The following is a 15,675-nucleotide window of genomic DNA, read 5'->3' on the forward strand; positions in this document are numbered from 1 at the left end:
CGGCGGCGGGCCCAGCGGCCCTCCTTCCACGGCCACCGCGGCGATCGCAGTACCCGTTGAAGGGAGGGCCTCCAAGGCCCGACCGCCAACGGCACTGCTATAGACGGGGCGCCGCTGTGGGCATGATGGTGCGGAGTTGTCGGGTGAGTTCGTCGATGAGGGATCTTGCCTGGTCGGCGGCGTTGCGGGCGGCGTCGCGCTCCTGGGAGAGTTCGGCGATCGAGGCGCGCTGCTCGGTGACCGCCTGGGCGAGTTGGTCGACCCATTGGTCGCGTTCGGCGAGTTTTTCGGCCACGGCGTCGCGTTCGGCGGCCATCTGGCGCATGCCGGCGACCGCCTTGTCGCGTTCGCGGCCGGCCTGGTCGGCTCGGCCGCGGGCGAGGGTGAGCTCGGACTCGGCGCGGGCCTGGGCCTGGACGGCGGCCTCCCTCGTGCGTTCGGCGGCCTCCCTGGCCTTGGCGTTGGCGTCGCGTTCGCGTTCGGCCTTCTTGGCGGCGTCGAGTGACTGGGCGGCGGTGTCGAGGGCCTGCTGCCGTTCGGTCTCGGCCACCTCGGCGCGCCCGCCGGACTCCTGGGCGCGGCGTTCGGCGTCCTGTGCGCGGCGCTCGGAGTCCTGCGCGCGGCGCTCGTTCTCCTGGGCGCGACGTTCGGCGACCTCGGCGCGGCGGCGGCTCTCGTCGGCCTCCTTGCCCGCGGCGACGACGGCGTGCTGGAGGTTCTGGGCGGTCATCTCGGCGTCGGTGACCTTGGCGCGCAGTGTCGCCAGCTCGCTGTGCGCGTTCTCCAGGGCCCGTGACAGCTCCGACGCCTGCTCGGCGACGCGGTCGCGTTCGGACTCGGCGGAGCGGCGGCCGCCGACGGCGTCCTCGACGGCGCGCAGGGCGTCGTCGCGGGCCTCGCTCATGGCGTCGCGTTGCTGGATGGCCTGCCGGACGGTGGCCTCGGTCTCGGCGACGCGGCGTTCGGCTTGCTCGACCTGGGCCTGGAACTGTTCCATCTGGGCTCGGGCCTGGTCGGCCTGAGCACGCGCCTGGTCGGCCTGGACGCGGGACTGTTCGGCCTGGCCGCGCAGTTGGTCGGCCTGGGCGCGGCCTTGTTGGGCCTGGTTCCACGCGGCGGCGGCGTCGCGCTGCGCTGATTCCTTCTCCGTCTGCAGCGCGGCGATCTGAGTGACGGCCTCGTTCTGAACCTCGGCGGCGCGGCGGTCGGCTTCGGCGACCTTGCGTTCGGCCTCGACGGCACGGCGGTCGGCCTGCTCGGCCTGACCCCGGGCGCGCTGCACCTCACCCCACGCCGCGGCCGCGTCCCGCTGCGCCGACTCCTTCTCCGCCTGGACGGCGGCGATCTGCGCGGCGGTCTCGGTCTGCGCCTCGGCGACGCGGCGTTCGGCCTCGACGGCACGGCGGTCGGCCTGCTCGGCCTGACCCCGGGCGCGCTGCACCTCACCCCACGCCGCGGCCGCGTCCCGCTGCGCCGACTCCTTCTCCGCCTGGACGGCGGCGACCTGGGCGGCGGTCTCGGTCTGCGCCTCGCTGACCTTGCGCTCGCCGGCGGCGAGCGCGTCGCCGATGAGGTCGGCCATCTGGCGGAGCCGCTCGACGATGTCCCAGGGCTGGGCCTCGGGCTGTTCGACCTCGGGACGCGGCGGCTCGCCGGTCTGCTGGGGCTTGGCCATCTGTATCGGCTGCTGGGCGGCAGGGACGGGCACGTCGGTCCCCCGTCCGGGGTCACGTCCCATCGCGGGCCAGGGGGAGCCCGCGTCCGGGACCCCGCGCGAACCACCCGATCCGTTCAGCTCACTCACGTTGTTCCTCGCCTGGCGGCTTGCGGGGCTGCCATGGACATGGTGCTCGCTTCACTCCTCGCCCTGCGGCTCGTCGCTTCGCTCACGAAAGGCACTCTAGTGCCGACCCGCGCAGCGTTTGCCCAGTTTGGGGTTTAGTTTCGTGATCCTCGTGGCGTGTTCGCGCACGCCGGATGCCTGATCACCGCCCTTGTGGGGCCCCGAGGAGACCTCCGACGGTGCCGGGGGTCACATTCCGAGGGCGCGGGAACACGGCGACGAGGGGCGCTGGTGGAACAATCGCACCCCATGGAGCCTCGCACCCTGTATCCGCCGATCGAGCCGTACGACTCTGGCCTGCTCGACGTCGGCGACGGACAGCAGATCTACTGGGAGGTCTGCGGGAATCCCGACGGCAAGCCCGCGGTGATGCTGCACGGCGGCCCCGGTGGCGGGTGCAACGCGGAGCACCGCAGGCAGTTCGACCCGGAGGCGTACCGGATCGTGCTGTTCGACCAGCGCAACTGCGGGCGTAGCCTGCCGCACGCCAAGGACCCGAAGGTGTCGCTGGAGGCGAACACCACCTGGACCCTGGTCGCCGACATGGAGCGGCTCCGCGAGCACCTCGGGGTCGAGCGCTGGCTGGTGTTCGGTGGGAGCTGGGGCAGCGCGCTGTCGCTGGCGTACGCGCAGACGCATCCGGAGCGGGTCACGGAGCTGGTGCTGCGGGGGATCTTCACGCTGCGGCCGTTCGAGCTGTACTGGTTCTACCAGGAGGGGGCGTCGCTGCTGTTCCCCGACCTGTGGGAGAAGTACATCGAGCCGATCCCGGAGGACGAGCGGGAGGACCTCATGTCCGCGTTCCACGAGCGGCTCAACTCACCCGATCGGGACGTGCGGGTCGCCGCCGCCAAGGCGTGGGCGACGTGGGAGGGCTCGACGATCACGCTGCGGCCGGACGCCGAGCTCGCGGGTGGGTTCGGCGAACCGGACTACGCGGTCGCGTTCGCCCGGATCGAGAACCACTACTTCGTCAACGAGGGCTTCTTCGAAGACGAGCAGCTGATCAGGGACGTGGGCAAGATCCGGCATATCCCCGCCGTCATCGTCCAGGGCCGCTACGACGTGTGCACGCCGGTCGCGACGGCGTGGGACCTGCATCGGGCGTGGCCGGAGGCGGAGTTCCACATCGTCGACGACGCCGGGCACGCCTACAGTGAGCCGGGGATCCTGCACCATCTCATCGAGGCGACCGACCGCTTCGCGAAGAAACCCTGAATGCCCCCTGAAGACAATCTGAAAACCCGCCGAGTGCCGTCTGACCGGTTCCGGCAAGCGGAGATTCCGGGGCCGCCGCAACATGGACGGCGGTGGGCCCGGAATGAGCTTGGGGCCCGGCTTCCCGTGGGGTCCTCAATTTTGCTCCCGGACGTCCCAAAAACAGCAGTTCCCTCACCTAACAGCAACCATCGCCTTACTCAGAAATAAGTCATGTCTCGATCGAAGGAGAGTGTGAACCCCGTCCCCGAGCCCACGTGGACGCCTTGATCCCCATCCGCCCCAGGGTCCGCGCGACCTGCCCGACCTCCGCAGACAGGTGACGACGTCCGCATACAGGGCCGCGTTGACAACGAATCCAAGTGATTCACCTCACAGAACCGATACACAAAACTGCTCGCCAAACTCGGGGGAATCACTAGAGTGACCCGCAGATCGGCAGCATGAGGCGCCTTCCGCCCATTCAGCCGTCCCGCCTGCACAGCGCGGGAAAATACGCGCCTTCGGCCCGCGTTAACATGGCCGAAATATCTTCGGATTTGGCAAGCCTACTGCCATACCCGCGGTAGCTGCGGATCAAACATCTCGCAGATAACATTCGGGAACGATCACTCGGCGAGATTCGCTAAGTTGCCTGGACATGGCAGCGCAATACCTGGAATCAACGACCCGACGCCCCGACAACGAGACGAACGTGGACGTGCAACTCCAGGAGCCGAGCCTCGCCGACGGCCCCGACCTCTGGCGGATCGCCCGTGACTCCCGGGTCCTGGACGTGAACTCGCCCTACAGCTACACGCTGTGGTGCCGCGACTTCGCCGGCACATCCGTGGTGGCGCACGACGGCGGCGCCGCCTGCGGGTTCATCACCGGCTACGCCCGCCCGTCCCGTCCCGACACACTCTTCGTGTGGCAGGTCGCCGTCGACGAGGCCCACCGTGGCCAGGGCCTGGCCCGGCGCATGCTGGACTGGCTGGCCGCGCGCGGCCACCGGTTCATGGAGGCGACCGTGACGCCGGGGAACACCGCCTCCACCGCGATGTTCGAGTCGTTCGCCCGCGACCAGGGCTGCGAGCTCTCCCGCAGCCCCCTGTTCGGCGCGGAGCACTTCCCCGAAGGGGGACATGAGCCGGAGGTGCTCTTCCGGATCGGGCCGCTCTCCACCGCGGACTGACCGCCCGTCGCGGGAGGACCGATCCCACCCGACCCCGCACCAACCCCGCTCCCCATCCAACCTGCCGGAGGCAGACATGGACGTTTTCGCCCGCATGGAATCGGAAGTCCGCGGCTATTGCAGGGGCTGGCCCACGGTGTTCACGACGGCACAGGGCAGCCACATGACCGATGAGAACGGACGTCGGTACCTCGATTTCTTCGCCGGCGCGGGGACCCTGAACTACGGGCACAACAATCCTCAGCTGAAACGCCGGCTGATGGACTACCTCGCCGAGGATGCGGTCGTGCACAGCCTGGACATGTACACGACCGCCAAACGGGATTTCTTGGAACGGTTCAATGAGTACGTGCTCGCCCCGCGTGGGCTCGACTACAAGGTCCAGTTCCCCGGCCCGGCGGGCAACCACTCGGTCGAGGCCGCGCTGAAGCTCGCGCGCAAGTACACCGGCCGGGAGACCGTCGTCAGCTTCACCAACGCCTTCCACGGCATGACGCTGGGCGCGCTCGCCGTCACCGGGAACTCGATGAAGCGCACCGGCGCGGGCGTGCCGCTCGGGCACGGTGTCGCGATGCCCTATGACAACTACCTCGACGGCCGGACGCCCGACTTCTTGCTGTTCGAGACGATGCTGGAGGACAGCGGCAGCGGGCTGGACAAGCCCGCCGCGGTGATCGTGGAGACCGTCCAGGGCGAGGGCGGCATCAACGTCGCCACCGCCGAGTGGCTGCGCGGACTCCAGGACCTGTGCCGCCGGCAGGACATTTTGCTCATCGTCGACGACGTGCAGATGGGTTGCGGTCGCACGGGACCGTTCTTCAGCTTCGAGGACGCCGGGATCACCCCGGACATCGTCTGCCTGTCCAAGTCGCTCAGCGGGTACGGGCTGCCGTTCGCGGTGACGCTGATGCGCCGCGAGCTGGACGTGTGGGAGCCCGGCGAGCACAACGGCACCTTCCGCGGCTTCAATCCGGCGTTCGTGACCGCCGTCGCCGCACTGGAGGACTACTGGGTCGGCGCCGGGATGGAGAAGCAGACCATCGCCAAGGGCCAGCAGGTCGAGACAGCGCTGAACGAGATCGCCCTCGCGCACGCCGGGGCCGTCGACTCCGTCCGGGGCCGCGGCATGGCCTGGGGCCTGGTCATGTCCGACGCCGAGCTCGCGCCGAAGGTCTGCGAGGAGGCGTTCGGCCGCGGGCTGCTGATGGAGACCTCCGGGCCGGAGGGCGAGGTGGTCAAGCTGCTGCCGCCGCTCACCACCTCCGAGGCCGACCTCGGCCGCGGCCTGGAGATCATCGCCGAGTCGGTCGAGGCCGTCCGCACGACGGTCGCCGTCTGACCCGGTCCCGGTATCGGCCCGGCATCAGCGGAAAAGAGGAGATTCATGATCGTTCGTTCCCTTGACGACATCATCGGCACCGAGCGCGACGTACAGGCCCCGACCTGGTGCAGCCGCCGCTTCGTCCTGGCCAAGGAGGGCGTGGGGTTCTCGCTGCACGAGACCATCCTGTACGCGGGCACCGAGACGAAGATGTGGTACGCGAACCACATCGAGGCGGTGTACTGCATCGGTGGTCAGGGGGAGCTGGTCAACGAGGAGACCGGCGAGAAGCATCGGATCGAGCCTGGAGTGATGTACCTGCTGGATGGGCATGAGCACCACACCCTGCGGGCTCACACCGACCTGCGGACCGTCTGCGTCTTCAACCCGCCCTGCACGGGCCGGGAGGTCCATGACGAGAACGGCATCTACCCGCTGCTCACCGAGGAGGACGCCTGATGAGCATCATCGAATCCCACCCGACGATCGACGACGCCTACCCCACCCGCAAGGCCGCCGAGGCCGCGCTGCTGTACCGGCAGGACCCCGTCGTGTACGGCGGCCCGCAGGACGGTCCGATCGACGCCGCCACGCTCGACTCGTTCGACGCCAACGGCTACCTGTCGGTCCAGGACCTGCTCGCGCCCGCCGAGGTGGAGGACTACCGCGCCGAGCTGCGCCGGATGGCCTCCGACCCCGCCATCCTGGCCGACGAGCGCACCGTCACCGAACGCGGTTCGGACGAGGTCCGCTCCATTTTCGAGGTCCACAAGATCAGCGAGGTCTTCGCCACCCTCGTCCGCGACCCCCGCGTCGTCGGCCGGGCCCGGCAGCTCCTCGGCTCCGAGGTTTACGTGCACCAGAGCCGGGTCAACTACAAGCCAGGGTTCACTGGCAAGGACTTCTACTGGCACTCGGACTTCGAGACCTGGCACGCGGAGGACGGCATGCCCCGCATGCGCGCGGTGAGCATCTCCATCGCGCTCACCGAGAACTTCGTGCACAATGGCGGGCTAATGATCATGCCTGGCTCGCACAAGACCTTCGTGGCCTGTGTCGGGGAGACCCCGTCCGACCACTACAAGGAGTCCCTGCGCGGTCAGGAGATCGGCACTCCCGACCCCAACAGCCTGTCGATCCTGGCCGACAAGCACGGGATCGAGCTGTTCACGGGCCCGGCGGGCTCGGCGACCATGTTCGACTGCAACTGCATGCACGGCTCGAACGGGAACATCACACCGTTCCCCCGCTCCAACGTGTTCGTCGTGTTCAACAGCGTGGAGAACACGTGCGTCGAGCCGTTCTCGGCACCCGCGCCGCGTCCCTCGTTCATCGGGGCACGCGACTTCACACCGGTCGCCTGACAACAATTCGATAATCCCGACCCATCGGCCCCGCGCCCGCGGGGGGCGTCCGGCCCCCCGCGGGCGCGGTGGCACACCATCCTGGAGTTCAACGATGACTTCGAGACGCGACTTCCTCCGCACCGCCGTGCTGCTGTCCGCCGCGGTTCCGCTGGCCTCGGCGGGCTGCTCCACGACGGACCCGGACAAGGAGAAGTCGGGCGGCGGCTCGCTACAGAAGGCCAAGGACGCAGGCAAGATCACGGTCGGCTTCGCCAACGAGGCCCCGTACGGCTACACCGACAAGTCCGGCAAGCTGACCGGGGAGGCACCCGAACTCGCGCGGGCGGTCTTCAAGGAGCTCGGCATCGACAAGGTGGAGGGCGTCCAGGTCGACTTCGCCGGCCTGATCGGCGGGCTCAACGCCAAGCGGTTCGACGTGATCGCGGCCGGCATGTTCATCACCCCCGAGCGCTGCGGCTCGGTGGCGTTCTCCGACCCCGAGTACGTGGCCAAGAGTGCCTTCATGGTCCGCAAGGGCAACCCCAAGGGGCTGACGAAGCAGGACGACCCGGGCAAGAAGGACGTGAAGGTCGGCGTGCTGGAAGGCGCCGTCGAGCAGGGGTACGCCGAGAAGAGCGGCGTCAAGAAGGGCTCCATCAAGGTCTTCCCCGACCAGGCGAGCGCCTACGAGGGGCTGAAGTCCGGGCGCATCGACTGCATCTGGCTGACCCGCATCTCGCTGGCGGACCTGCTGTCCAAGCACCAGGGCGAGCCGTACGAGGTCACCCAGCCGTTCACGCCGGTCATCGACGGCAAGGAGCAGCTCGGCGCCGGCGCGTTCGCGTTCCGCAAGGCCGACACCGACCTGGTGACCGCCTTCAACGGCAAGCTCGCCGAGCTGAAGAAGGGCAACCGGCTGTTGCCGATCATCCAGCCGTTCGGGTTCACCCAGGCGGAGATCCCCGCGCCGGGCGACACCGCCGCCAAGTTCTGCCAGGGCTGATCAGGTGTCCGAGGTCCTCGACGGCTACGAGCAGTGGCTCAGGGGCGCGTGGCTCACCGTCCAGCTCACCGTCTACGGCAGCGGCGTGGCGCTGGTGCTCGCGCTGGTCTTCGGGCTGGCGGGCACCTCGCGGCACGGGGGGATCCGCGCGCTCAACCGGGTGTATGTGGAGTTCTTCCGCGGCACCGCGACGCTCGTCCTGCTGTACTGGTTCTTCTACGCACTGCCCCTGGTCGGTATCAAGCTCACCTCGACGATGTTCGCGGCGGTGCTCGCGCTCGGCCTGAACGTCGGCGCCTACGGCGCGGAGGTGGTGCGCGGCTCGATCAAGGCGGTACCGCGGGCGCAGTACGAGGCGACGGTGGCGCTGAACTTCCCGCCCGTCCAACGGCTGCGCCGGGTCCTGCTCCCGCAGGGCTTCGCGCTGATGCTGCCACCGTTCGGCAACCTGCTCATCGAGCTGATGAAGGGAACGGCGATCGTCTCGCTGGTCGGCCTGGTCGACCTGACGAAGGTCTCCAAGAACCTCCAGGGCAGCACGGGCGAGACCGTCGCCGCCTTCTCGGTGGTCCTCGTCCTGTACTTCGTCGTCGCGCAGATTCTGCAGCTGTTCGTCCGCCTCGCCGAGCGCCGCGTCGACCGGATGCTCGGCCGGCGTCCCTCCCGTGAGCCCTCGCTCGGGACGATATCGGCCGGCGCACCCGGGACGGGGGTGTCGAGCTGATGGAATGGGACTGGCAGTACACCGGCGACATCATCCCCGACCTGCTGAAGGGCCTGCGCTACACCGTCATCGCGACGCTGCTCGGCTACGTGATCGCGATCCTGCTCGGCCTGGTCTGGACGCTGCTGCGGCGCACACCGAACGTCCTCGTCCGGCAGGCGGTCCGGTGGGTCACCGAGTTCATCCGCTGCACCCCGCTGATCCCGCAGCTGTTCTTCGTCTACTACGTCATGCCCGTGTGGGGGGTGACGCTCTCGTCGCTGACCGCCGGTGTGATCACGCTCGGGGTGCACTACTCCACCTACACGGCCGAGGTGTACCGGGCGGGGATCGCCGACGTCCCGCGCGGGCAGTGGGAGGCGGCGACCGCGCTGAACCTGCCGAGATCGCGGGTGTGGCTGGACGTGGTCCTGCCGCAGGCGATCCGCAAGGTGATCCCGACGCTCGGCAACTACCTGATCGCGATGTTCAAGGACTCGCCGCTGCTGCTGGCGATCGGCGTCACCGAGTTGCTCAGCTCCGCGCAGTCCATCGGATCCAGAACCTTCGAGTACCTGGAGCCGATGACCATGGTGGGCGTGCTGTTCATCGTGGTCAGCGTCATTTCCTCGATTCTCGTCCGCCGCCTGGAGAGGCGCTATGCCACCAACTGACACCACACCAGAAAAGGGCGCGGCGCGTCCGCACGGCGACGCCCCCGGCATCCGCTTCGAGAAGGTCGTCAAACGGTTCGGCCACAACGTCGTGCTCCGCGAGCTCGACTTCACCGTGGCCCCGGGCGAGCGTGTGACGCTCATCGGGCCGAGCGGATCGGGCAAGACGACGATCCTGCGGCTGCTGATGACGCTGGAGAAGCTCGACGACGGCGTCATCTGGATCGGCGACGACACGCTGTGGCACATGGACCGCGGCGGCAAGCGCGTCCCCGCGAACCAGAAGCACCTGCACGAGATGCGCAAGCAGGTCGGCATGGTGTTCCAGCAGTTCAACCTGTTCCCCAACATGAACGTGCTGCGCAACCTCACCGAGGGGCCGGTGCGGGTGCTGGGGGTGTCCAAGGGCGAGGCGGTCGAGCGCGCGCGCGGGCTGCTCGACATGGTCGGCCTCGCCGACAAGGTAGACGCGCATCCGTCGCAGCTGTCGGGTGGGCAGCAGCAGCGTGTGGCGATCGCGCGGGCGCTGGCGATGGAGCCGAAGGTGCTGCTCCTGGACGAGGTGACGTCCGCGCTCGACCCCGAGCTCGTCGTCGGCGTCCAGGACCTGCTGCGCGACATCGCCCGGGAGAGCGATCTGACGCTGCTGTGCGTCACCCACGAGATGACCTTCGCCAAGGACATCTCCGACCGGGTCCTGATGTTCGACCAAGGGCAGATCGTCGAGGAGGGCCCGCCGGACCAGATCTTCGGCGAACCGTCCGAGCAGCGCACCCGGGACTTCCTGCAAGCCGTGCTCGCCTCCTAGCGGACAGGACGGGCGCGGCCGCCCGTGCCTCGCCCGCGTCCCCGTCGCCCCGGGGACGCGGGCGATCCCGCGCGAACGCCGCGTCTTGGGAGCGGGCACCGAGCATGGGGCGCCGGTGCAGTCAGCCGACGCCCTTCCAGGCCCGCGCGATCGTGCCGGCCCAGTCCGGGATGGAGATGTCCGCCCCGGCCTGCCGTGCGACCTCGTAGGGCAGCGAGCCCACGGGTGCCTTGTCGGGGTTGCGGACGATCTGGCCGAGGATGGCCTCGGTGAGCCCGCATCCCTTCTCCAGACGCGGGAACGCCTCGTGCACCCGCTCGGTGAAGCCGTCCGGGAACTGCTCGACGCCGAGCGCGACGACGTCGGCGCCCGCGCCGGCACTGGTCAAGGCGATCTCGGGACGCATCCGGTGGGCGATTCCCACGCTGGTGTGCAGGGCGATCGCCTCCCACACCACCTGGACCCGGTCCCGGGCCAGGCCGCGTTCTTCGAGGAACCCGGCGGCCACGTCGGCGCCGTCCACCTCGAAGCGCTGGTCACCATCGCCGCGCTCGGTCAGTCCCGCGTCATGCAGGATGCAGGCCAGAAACAGCAGCTCGTCGTCGTAGGCGATGCCGGGTCGCAGCCCCCGCGCCTCTCCGGCCGCACGCCCGAACAGGTACGTCCGCACGCTGTGGTGGGCGAGCGCGGGCGTCTCGGAGGCGAAGGCCAGGTCCAAGGCCCGGCGGGTCAGGTCGGTGTCGGGCATCGCGAACTCGGCGAACTGGTCGGCCACGGCGGTCGTCTCCTTCGGTCGGGTTCCCCGATGGTCCGGCACGCACGGAACCCCGACCAGTGTCCGGACTGCCGATGTGCGCTACGTTCTGGCCATGCATGTGATCGCGGTTCTCGCCCTGGAGAACGTGGTGGCGTTCGACCTGGCGGTCCCCGGCCAGGTGTTCGGCTCGTCCACCACGGAGCGGGATGTCCCGCTCTACGAGACGCGGGTGTGCACGGGCCCGGACGGCGCGGTGACGTCGGCGGCCCTCGGCCGGATGCGGCTGGAGAGCCCGTTCGGGCTGGACGCGCTGGCCACCGCGGACACGATCGTCGTCCCCGGCCATGACGGCCTGGCCGACCCGTCCGCCGAGGTGCTGGACGCGTTGCGGGACGCCGGCGCCCGGGGCGCGCGGATCGCGTCCATCTGTGTGGGCGCGTTCGTCCTCGCCGCCGCGGGCCTGCTGGACGGACGACGCGCCACCACGCACTGGATGTTCGCGCGAAGGCTGGCCCGGCGGTATCCGCGCGTCAAGGTCGACCCGTCCGTGCTGTACGTGGACGAAGGGCAGGTGCTGACCTCTGCGGGGATCGCCGCTGGGATCGACCTGTGCCTGCATCTCGTCCGCCGCGACCACGGCGCCGCCACGGCCGCCCGCACCGCCCGCCGGATCATCATGCCGCCGCAGCGGGACGGCGGGCAGGCGCAGTTCATCCGGCACGAGGACCCACCGGACGGCGACACCGCGCTCCAGCCGACCCTGGCGTGGCTGGAGGCGAACCTGCACCATCCGCTGACGCTGGACGACCTCGCCCGGCACGCCCGCGTCAGCGTCCGCACCCTGACCCGCCGTTTCGCCGAGCAGGCGGGGACCACGCCGCAGCGGTGGGTGTCGCGGGCCCGCCTCCGCCGCGCGCAGCAACTGCTGGAGAGCACGGACCTGCCGGTCGAGCGTGTCGCCGCCGAGTCCGGCTTCGGCTCCCCGGTGACGTTGCGCGCCCACTTCGCCCGGCATGTGGGCGCGTCGCCGCAGTCCTACCGCGCGGCGTTCCGCTCCCGCGCGTCCTGATCCCGCCACGCACCGTACCCAATGGTGTTCGGCACGGTGTGCGGGAGGCCGGCGCGGCGGGCGGCCGTGCTGAACGCGTTCGGCGCGAGGGGATGCCGTTGCGCGCCGTGTTCGTCCACCCGGACGAAGGCGAGTCCTACCTCCTGTTCACTGAAGCGGTGGACCGCCTCGCCACCGTGAGCTCCCCCGGCCTCCCCGCTTCCTGACCACCGTCAGGAGACCGGACGGCCGGGCCCCTTCTTGATCTGGTCGATGAACAGGCCGGCGAGGGCGTGCTGGCCGTTCACGGTCGGGTGGTAGCTGCGCGCCTCGGCCTGCAGCGCGGAAAGGTTCAGCGTCAGGCCGTTCATGTACGGGTCGGAGCTGCCCACCTCGTGTCCCGCGAACGCGCTGTAGGCGTCGACGAACTCGACGCTGCCGTGGCCGCGCCGGGCCACGATCCGCGCGTCCGCCTCGGCGGCGGCCTGCCGGACGAGCTGCCCCAGGTCGTACGCGCGGGCGTTCAGCCACTGCTGCTCGGGCACGCTGATGTTGTCCCCGCTCGTACCCTTGACCTCGGAGAACGCCTTCGGGTAACCCATCAGGATGATCCGCGCGCGCGGCGCGCGGGTGTGGACCTGGCCGATCAGGTCCGGCAGGTTGCGGCGGAGGTCCGACATCTTCCCGGCGATGTCGTCGCCCTGCCTGGTGCAGCTTCCGCTCCATGGCAGCTTCACCACGCACCCGGCGACGACCCGGGAGAAACCGATGTCGTTGCCGCCGACGCTCATCGTGATCAGGCTCGTGTCGGCGCCGATGCGCCCAAGCTGCGACGGCTCGCCGTGCCGGCCGTTGCGGACGTCCGCGGTGGTGGCGCCCGAACACGCCCAGAACGCGGTGCCCTTCGGGAACGGGAACGCCTTGGAGACCTCGTGGTAGTACGCCTTGGACGTCCGGTGGCAGCGCTCAAGGGGGTTCTGGTCGGCGACGGACGCCTCGGCGCCGACGCCGGCGGAGTAGGAGTCACCAAGCGCGACGTAGGAACCCCGGGTCGCCGCCTCGACGGGGGTGAGCTGCTTGCCCGGAGCCGACACCGGGTCGGCGCGGACCTCCTCCGGCGGGGGCTTGCGGCAGCCGCCGCCGAACACCTCGCAGCGCGCGGCCGGCAGCGCCACCAGCGGGACGATCCCGAGGATCACCAACCCCACCAGCACCGAGACGGCGAGACCCCGCTCGCCGAGATGGCCCCGCACCCACCGCACCCATGACCCCGGGCTCGTCATCGCTCTCCTTCGGTTCCATCGGGGAGACGTCCGCGGGGCGCCACGGGTTCCCACCTTTACATTGTAGATTCGCAAATGGGGCGCGGGCGGGGTAGGCCGCGCGTCCCACGGGCCCACGATACGTGCGGAGGGCACCGGCTCAGGGGCCCTCAGACGGACGGCGCCCACATGACGACCCGCGGGCCGAGGTCGTGCAGGCCCGCCTCGATCTCGGCGTCCCAATAGGCCCGCAGGCCCTGCCCCCAGCGCTCCTCGGGCAGTTCGGTGAAACCGTGCCGGGCGTACCACGGTCCGTTCCACGGGACATCTCGGAACGTCAGCAGACTGACGCCCGGCGCACCGGCCGCCGCCGCACGGTCCAAGACCGCCCGCAGCAGACCGGCGCCGATCCCACGGCCCACCAGGTCGCCGCGCACCGAGATCTGTTCCAGATGCACGGCCCCGTCCAGCTCTTCGAGCGCCGCGAACCCCACCGGCGGGTCACCGGCCACCAGGATCTCCGCGTCCTTGCCGATCATCTGCTCGACCACCGTCGGCCCCGGCGGAAAGACGATCCCGAGCGGGGCGAACAGCGGGTCGGCCGAGTCCTCGATCGCCGGCAGCCCCGCGAGATCCGCGGGGCCCGCCAGGCGCACCTCGTGCTCCATACAGCGATCGTAGAACCCCGTGCCGGCCGCGCCGGAACCGTCACGGCCGGGGCAGCAGCCCGCGCTCCATCGCCACCACCACCGCATGCGTACGATCGCCGACGTCGAGCTTCGCGAACACCCGCAGCAGGTGCGTCTTCACCGTCGCCTCGGCGATGACGAGCCGGCGGCCGATGTCGGCGTTGGACAACCCGTCCGCGACGCCGTTCAGCACGTCCACCTCCCGCGCCGTCAGCGGCACCGGCGCGGGTCGCCGCATCCGCGCCACCAGCCGCTCGGCGACCCGCGGCGCGAGGACGGTCTCGCCGCGCGCCGCCGAGCGGATCGCGTCGGCGAGTTGCTCGCGCGTGGTGTCCTTGAGCAGGTAGCCGATGGCGCCCGCCTCGATCGCCCGCTCGATCTCGGAATCGGTGTCGTAGGTGGTGAGGATCAGTACCCGCGTCCCGCCGCCGCCCGCGACGATCGCTTCCGTGGCCGCCGCCCCGTCCAGGACGGGCATCCGCAAATCGATCAGTGCGACGTCGGGGCACAGCCGCTCGACGAGCTCGACGGCCTCGCGCCCGTCGCCCGCCTCACCGACGATCTCGATACCGGGCTCCGCCGCCAGCAACGCGACCACCCCGGCGCGCATGACCGAGTGGTCGTCCACCACGATGACGCGAAGCGTGCCGTCCGTCATGCCACTCCCTGGGCGCTCGTCGGGATCATCGCGAGGATACGGGTGCCGTCGCCGACGGAACTGGTGACCGTGAGCTCCCCGCCGAGCTCGGCCAGCCGCCTGCGCATTCCGTCCAGCCCGAAGCCGCGGGACTCGCCGACCACGAAGCCGCGGCCGTCATCGGTGATCTCCAGCTCGACGCCGTGCGGATACTGCTCCAGCACCACGCCGACCGCGGAGGCGCCCGCATGCTTGCGGACGTTGGCGAGCGACTCCTGCGTGCAGCGCAGCAGCGCGATGCGGGTCTGCTGATCGCACTCGACCTCGGGCAGCTCCGCGCCGACGCTGATGCCGGTGTCCTCGGTGAAGCGGTCCAGGGTCCGGCGGAGCATCGCCGCGACCGAGCCCGGCGCCTGGCCGCCGGCCGGGGCCGACCCGACCAGGACGCGCGCCTCGGCGAAGTTCTCGCGCGCCGTCTGCTCGATCGAGCGGAGCTGCTGACCGCTGCGACCGGGATCGGTGCCGAGCCCGGCGCGGGCGGCCTCCGCCAGGACGATGATGGACGCGAAGCCCTGCGCGAGTGTGTCGTGGATCTCCCGCGCAAGACGCTCCCGCTCGTCCGCCGCGCCCTGCCGCCGATGCGCCTCGGCCAGGTCCCGTTGCGCGACCGCGAGTTCGGCGGCGAGGCGGCGGGCCCGCTCCTCGCTCTGCCGGACGTAGCGGAACGCGGCCAGCCCGAACACCAGGCCGACCGCATAGCCGCTCACGGTGAACACCGTGTTCCCACCGGCGCTCCCACTCCGGATGATCTCACCGGCGACCGTCGTGACGGCGGCGGCGCCGCTCAGCGCGACCGCCCGCCGCGCGCTCCCGGCGAGGATCCAGAAGTGCGGGAGGCACGCGATGTACAGCGACGCGCCGCCGTCGCGCAGGTACGACACCGCCCCGACGCCCACGACGAGAACGCCCAGGAAGGCGGTGGCGCCGAGGACGCGCGGAGCGAGGGTCGTGACCGCGAAGCACACCCCGAGCACGACCGGCACGCCGATCGCCCAGTACCTCATCGCCCCGGGATCGTCCAGCGCGGCGATGATCTGGGGGCACAGGCCAGCGAGCACCCACAGCACGGCGTACCACCGTACGAGCGCCCGGATCTGGGGCCTGTCCTCGGGCCGCGGCCATGCGTTCATGC

Annotated in this window: 17 protein-coding genes; 11 read left to right on the forward strand and 6 right to left on the reverse strand. The window is 70.3% G+C overall.

Annotated elements, in window-relative coordinates; genetic code table 11:
• Window positions 1-97: 97 nt before the first annotated feature.
• Window positions 98-1,804, reverse strand: a complete 1,707-nt coding sequence (locus tag AMA02S_RS26290; RefSeq protein WP_067462616.1) for a coiled-coil domain-containing protein — start codon at window positions 1,802-1,804, stop codon at window positions 98-100.
• 288 nt (window positions 1,805-2,092) lie between these two features.
• Here AMA02S_RS26290 and pip point away from each other — a divergent pair, with 288 nt between their 5' ends.
• The 9 genes from pip to ehuA all read left to right on the forward strand — a co-directional run bounded on the left by pip (window position 2,093) and on the right by ehuA (window position 10,090).
• Window positions 2,093-3,061, forward strand: coding sequence for a prolyl aminopeptidase (pip, locus tag AMA02S_RS26295; protein WP_067462619.1), 969 nt, complete (start codon window positions 2,093-2,095; stop codon window positions 3,059-3,061).
• 640 nt (window positions 3,062-3,701) lie between these two features.
• Window positions 3,702-4,235 carry a diaminobutyrate acetyltransferase gene (gene ectA / locus AMA02S_RS26300; RefSeq protein ID WP_067462622.1) on the forward strand — a complete coding sequence of 178 codons (534 nt, stop codon included), beginning with the start codon at window positions 3,702-3,704 and terminating at the stop codon, window positions 4,233-4,235.
• Between the two features lie 76 nt (window positions 4,236-4,311).
• Complete coding sequence (ectB, locus tag AMA02S_RS26305) at window positions 4,312-5,574, forward strand: diaminobutyrate--2-oxoglutarate transaminase (protein ID WP_067462626.1); 1,263 nt, start codon at window positions 4,312-4,314, stop codon at window positions 5,572-5,574.
• Between the two features lie 45 nt (window positions 5,575-5,619).
• The gene (locus tag AMA02S_RS26310) at window positions 5,620-6,015 is read left to right on the forward strand and encodes an ectoine synthase (RefSeq protein WP_067462629.1); all 396 of its coding nucleotides are present in this window, start codon (window positions 5,620-5,622) and stop codon (window positions 6,013-6,015) included.
• The gene (gene thpD, locus AMA02S_RS26315; protein ID WP_067462632.1) at window positions 6,015-6,920 is read left to right on the forward strand and encodes an ectoine hydroxylase; all 906 of its coding nucleotides are present in this window, start codon (window positions 6,015-6,017) and stop codon (window positions 6,918-6,920) included. Before AMA02S_RS26310 ends, thpD begins: the two co-directional genes overlap by 1 nt.
• A gap of 94 nt (window positions 6,921-7,014) precedes the next feature.
• Window positions 7,015-7,905, forward strand: coding sequence for an ectoine/hydroxyectoine ABC transporter substrate-binding protein EhuB (gene ehuB, locus AMA02S_RS26320; protein ID WP_067462635.1), 891 nt, complete (start codon window positions 7,015-7,017; stop codon window positions 7,903-7,905).
• Window positions 7,906-7,909: 4 nt separating this feature from the next.
• Entirely contained in the window at window positions 7,910-8,629 is a 720-nt protein-coding gene (gene ehuC, locus AMA02S_RS26325) for an ectoine/hydroxyectoine ABC transporter permease subunit EhuC (protein WP_067462638.1), read from the forward strand.
• A complete protein-coding gene (gene ehuD, locus AMA02S_RS26330) occupies window positions 8,629-9,282 on the forward strand; it encodes an ectoine/hydroxyectoine ABC transporter permease subunit EhuD (protein WP_067462641.1) in 654 nt (217 codons plus the stop codon). Before ehuC ends, ehuD begins: the two co-directional genes overlap by 1 nt.
• Window positions 9,269-10,090, forward strand: a complete 822-nt coding sequence (gene ehuA, locus AMA02S_RS26335; RefSeq protein WP_067462644.1) for an ectoine/hydroxyectoine ABC transporter ATP-binding protein EhuA — start codon at window positions 9,269-9,271, stop codon at window positions 10,088-10,090. The genes ehuD and ehuA overlap by 14 nt, the downstream gene beginning before the upstream one ends.
• Window positions 10,091-10,211: 121 nt before the next feature.
• On the opposite strand, the gene AMA02S_RS26340 is transcribed toward ehuA, so the two are convergent.
• Window positions 10,212-10,865 carry an HD domain-containing protein gene (locus AMA02S_RS26340; RefSeq protein WP_218005128.1) on the reverse strand — a complete coding sequence of 218 codons (654 nt, stop codon included), beginning with the start codon at window positions 10,863-10,865 and terminating at the stop codon, window positions 10,212-10,214.
• A 94-nt stretch (window positions 10,866-10,959) separates the two neighbouring features.
• Here AMA02S_RS26340 and AMA02S_RS26345 point away from each other — a divergent pair, with 94 nt between their 5' ends.
• The gene (locus tag AMA02S_RS26345; RefSeq protein ID WP_067463463.1) at window positions 10,960-11,916 is read left to right on the forward strand and encodes a GlxA family transcriptional regulator; all 957 of its coding nucleotides are present in this window, start codon (window positions 10,960-10,962) and stop codon (window positions 11,914-11,916) included.
• A gap of 38 nt (window positions 11,917-11,954) precedes the next feature.
• Window positions 11,955-12,122 carry a hypothetical protein gene (locus AMA02S_RS42175; RefSeq protein WP_157430848.1) on the forward strand — a complete coding sequence of 56 codons (168 nt, stop codon included), beginning with the start codon at window positions 11,955-11,957 and terminating at the stop codon, window positions 12,120-12,122.
• Between the two features lie 6 nt (window positions 12,123-12,128).
• Here AMA02S_RS42175 and AMA02S_RS26350 read toward each other — a convergent pair whose 3' ends face one another.
• The 4 genes from AMA02S_RS26350 to AMA02S_RS26365 all read right to left on the reverse strand — a co-directional run bounded on the left by AMA02S_RS26350 (window position 12,129) and on the right by AMA02S_RS26365 (window position 15,673).
• Entirely contained in the window at window positions 12,129-13,178 is a 1,050-nt protein-coding gene (locus AMA02S_RS26350) for an SGNH/GDSL hydrolase family protein (RefSeq protein ID WP_067462647.1), read from the reverse strand.
• Between the two features lie 149 nt (window positions 13,179-13,327).
• Complete coding sequence (locus AMA02S_RS26355; protein ID WP_067462651.1) at window positions 13,328-13,825, reverse strand: GNAT family N-acetyltransferase; 498 nt, start codon at window positions 13,823-13,825, stop codon at window positions 13,328-13,330.
• Window positions 13,826-13,865: 40 nt separating this feature from the next.
• Entirely contained in the window at window positions 13,866-14,504 is a 639-nt protein-coding gene (locus AMA02S_RS26360; protein ID WP_067462654.1) for a response regulator, read from the reverse strand.
• Window positions 14,501-15,673 carry a sensor histidine kinase gene (locus AMA02S_RS26365; RefSeq protein WP_067462658.1) on the reverse strand — a complete coding sequence of 391 codons (1,173 nt, stop codon included), beginning with the start codon at window positions 15,671-15,673 and terminating at the stop codon, window positions 14,501-14,503. Before AMA02S_RS26365 ends, AMA02S_RS26360 begins: the two co-directional genes overlap by 4 nt.
• Window positions 15,674-15,675: the final 2 nt, after the last annotated feature.

This window comes from Actinomadura macra NBRC 14102 (assembly GCF_001552215.1).
GTDB classification, from domain to species: domain Bacteria; phylum Actinomycetota; class Actinomycetes; order Streptosporangiales; family Streptosporangiaceae; genus Spirillospora; species Spirillospora macra.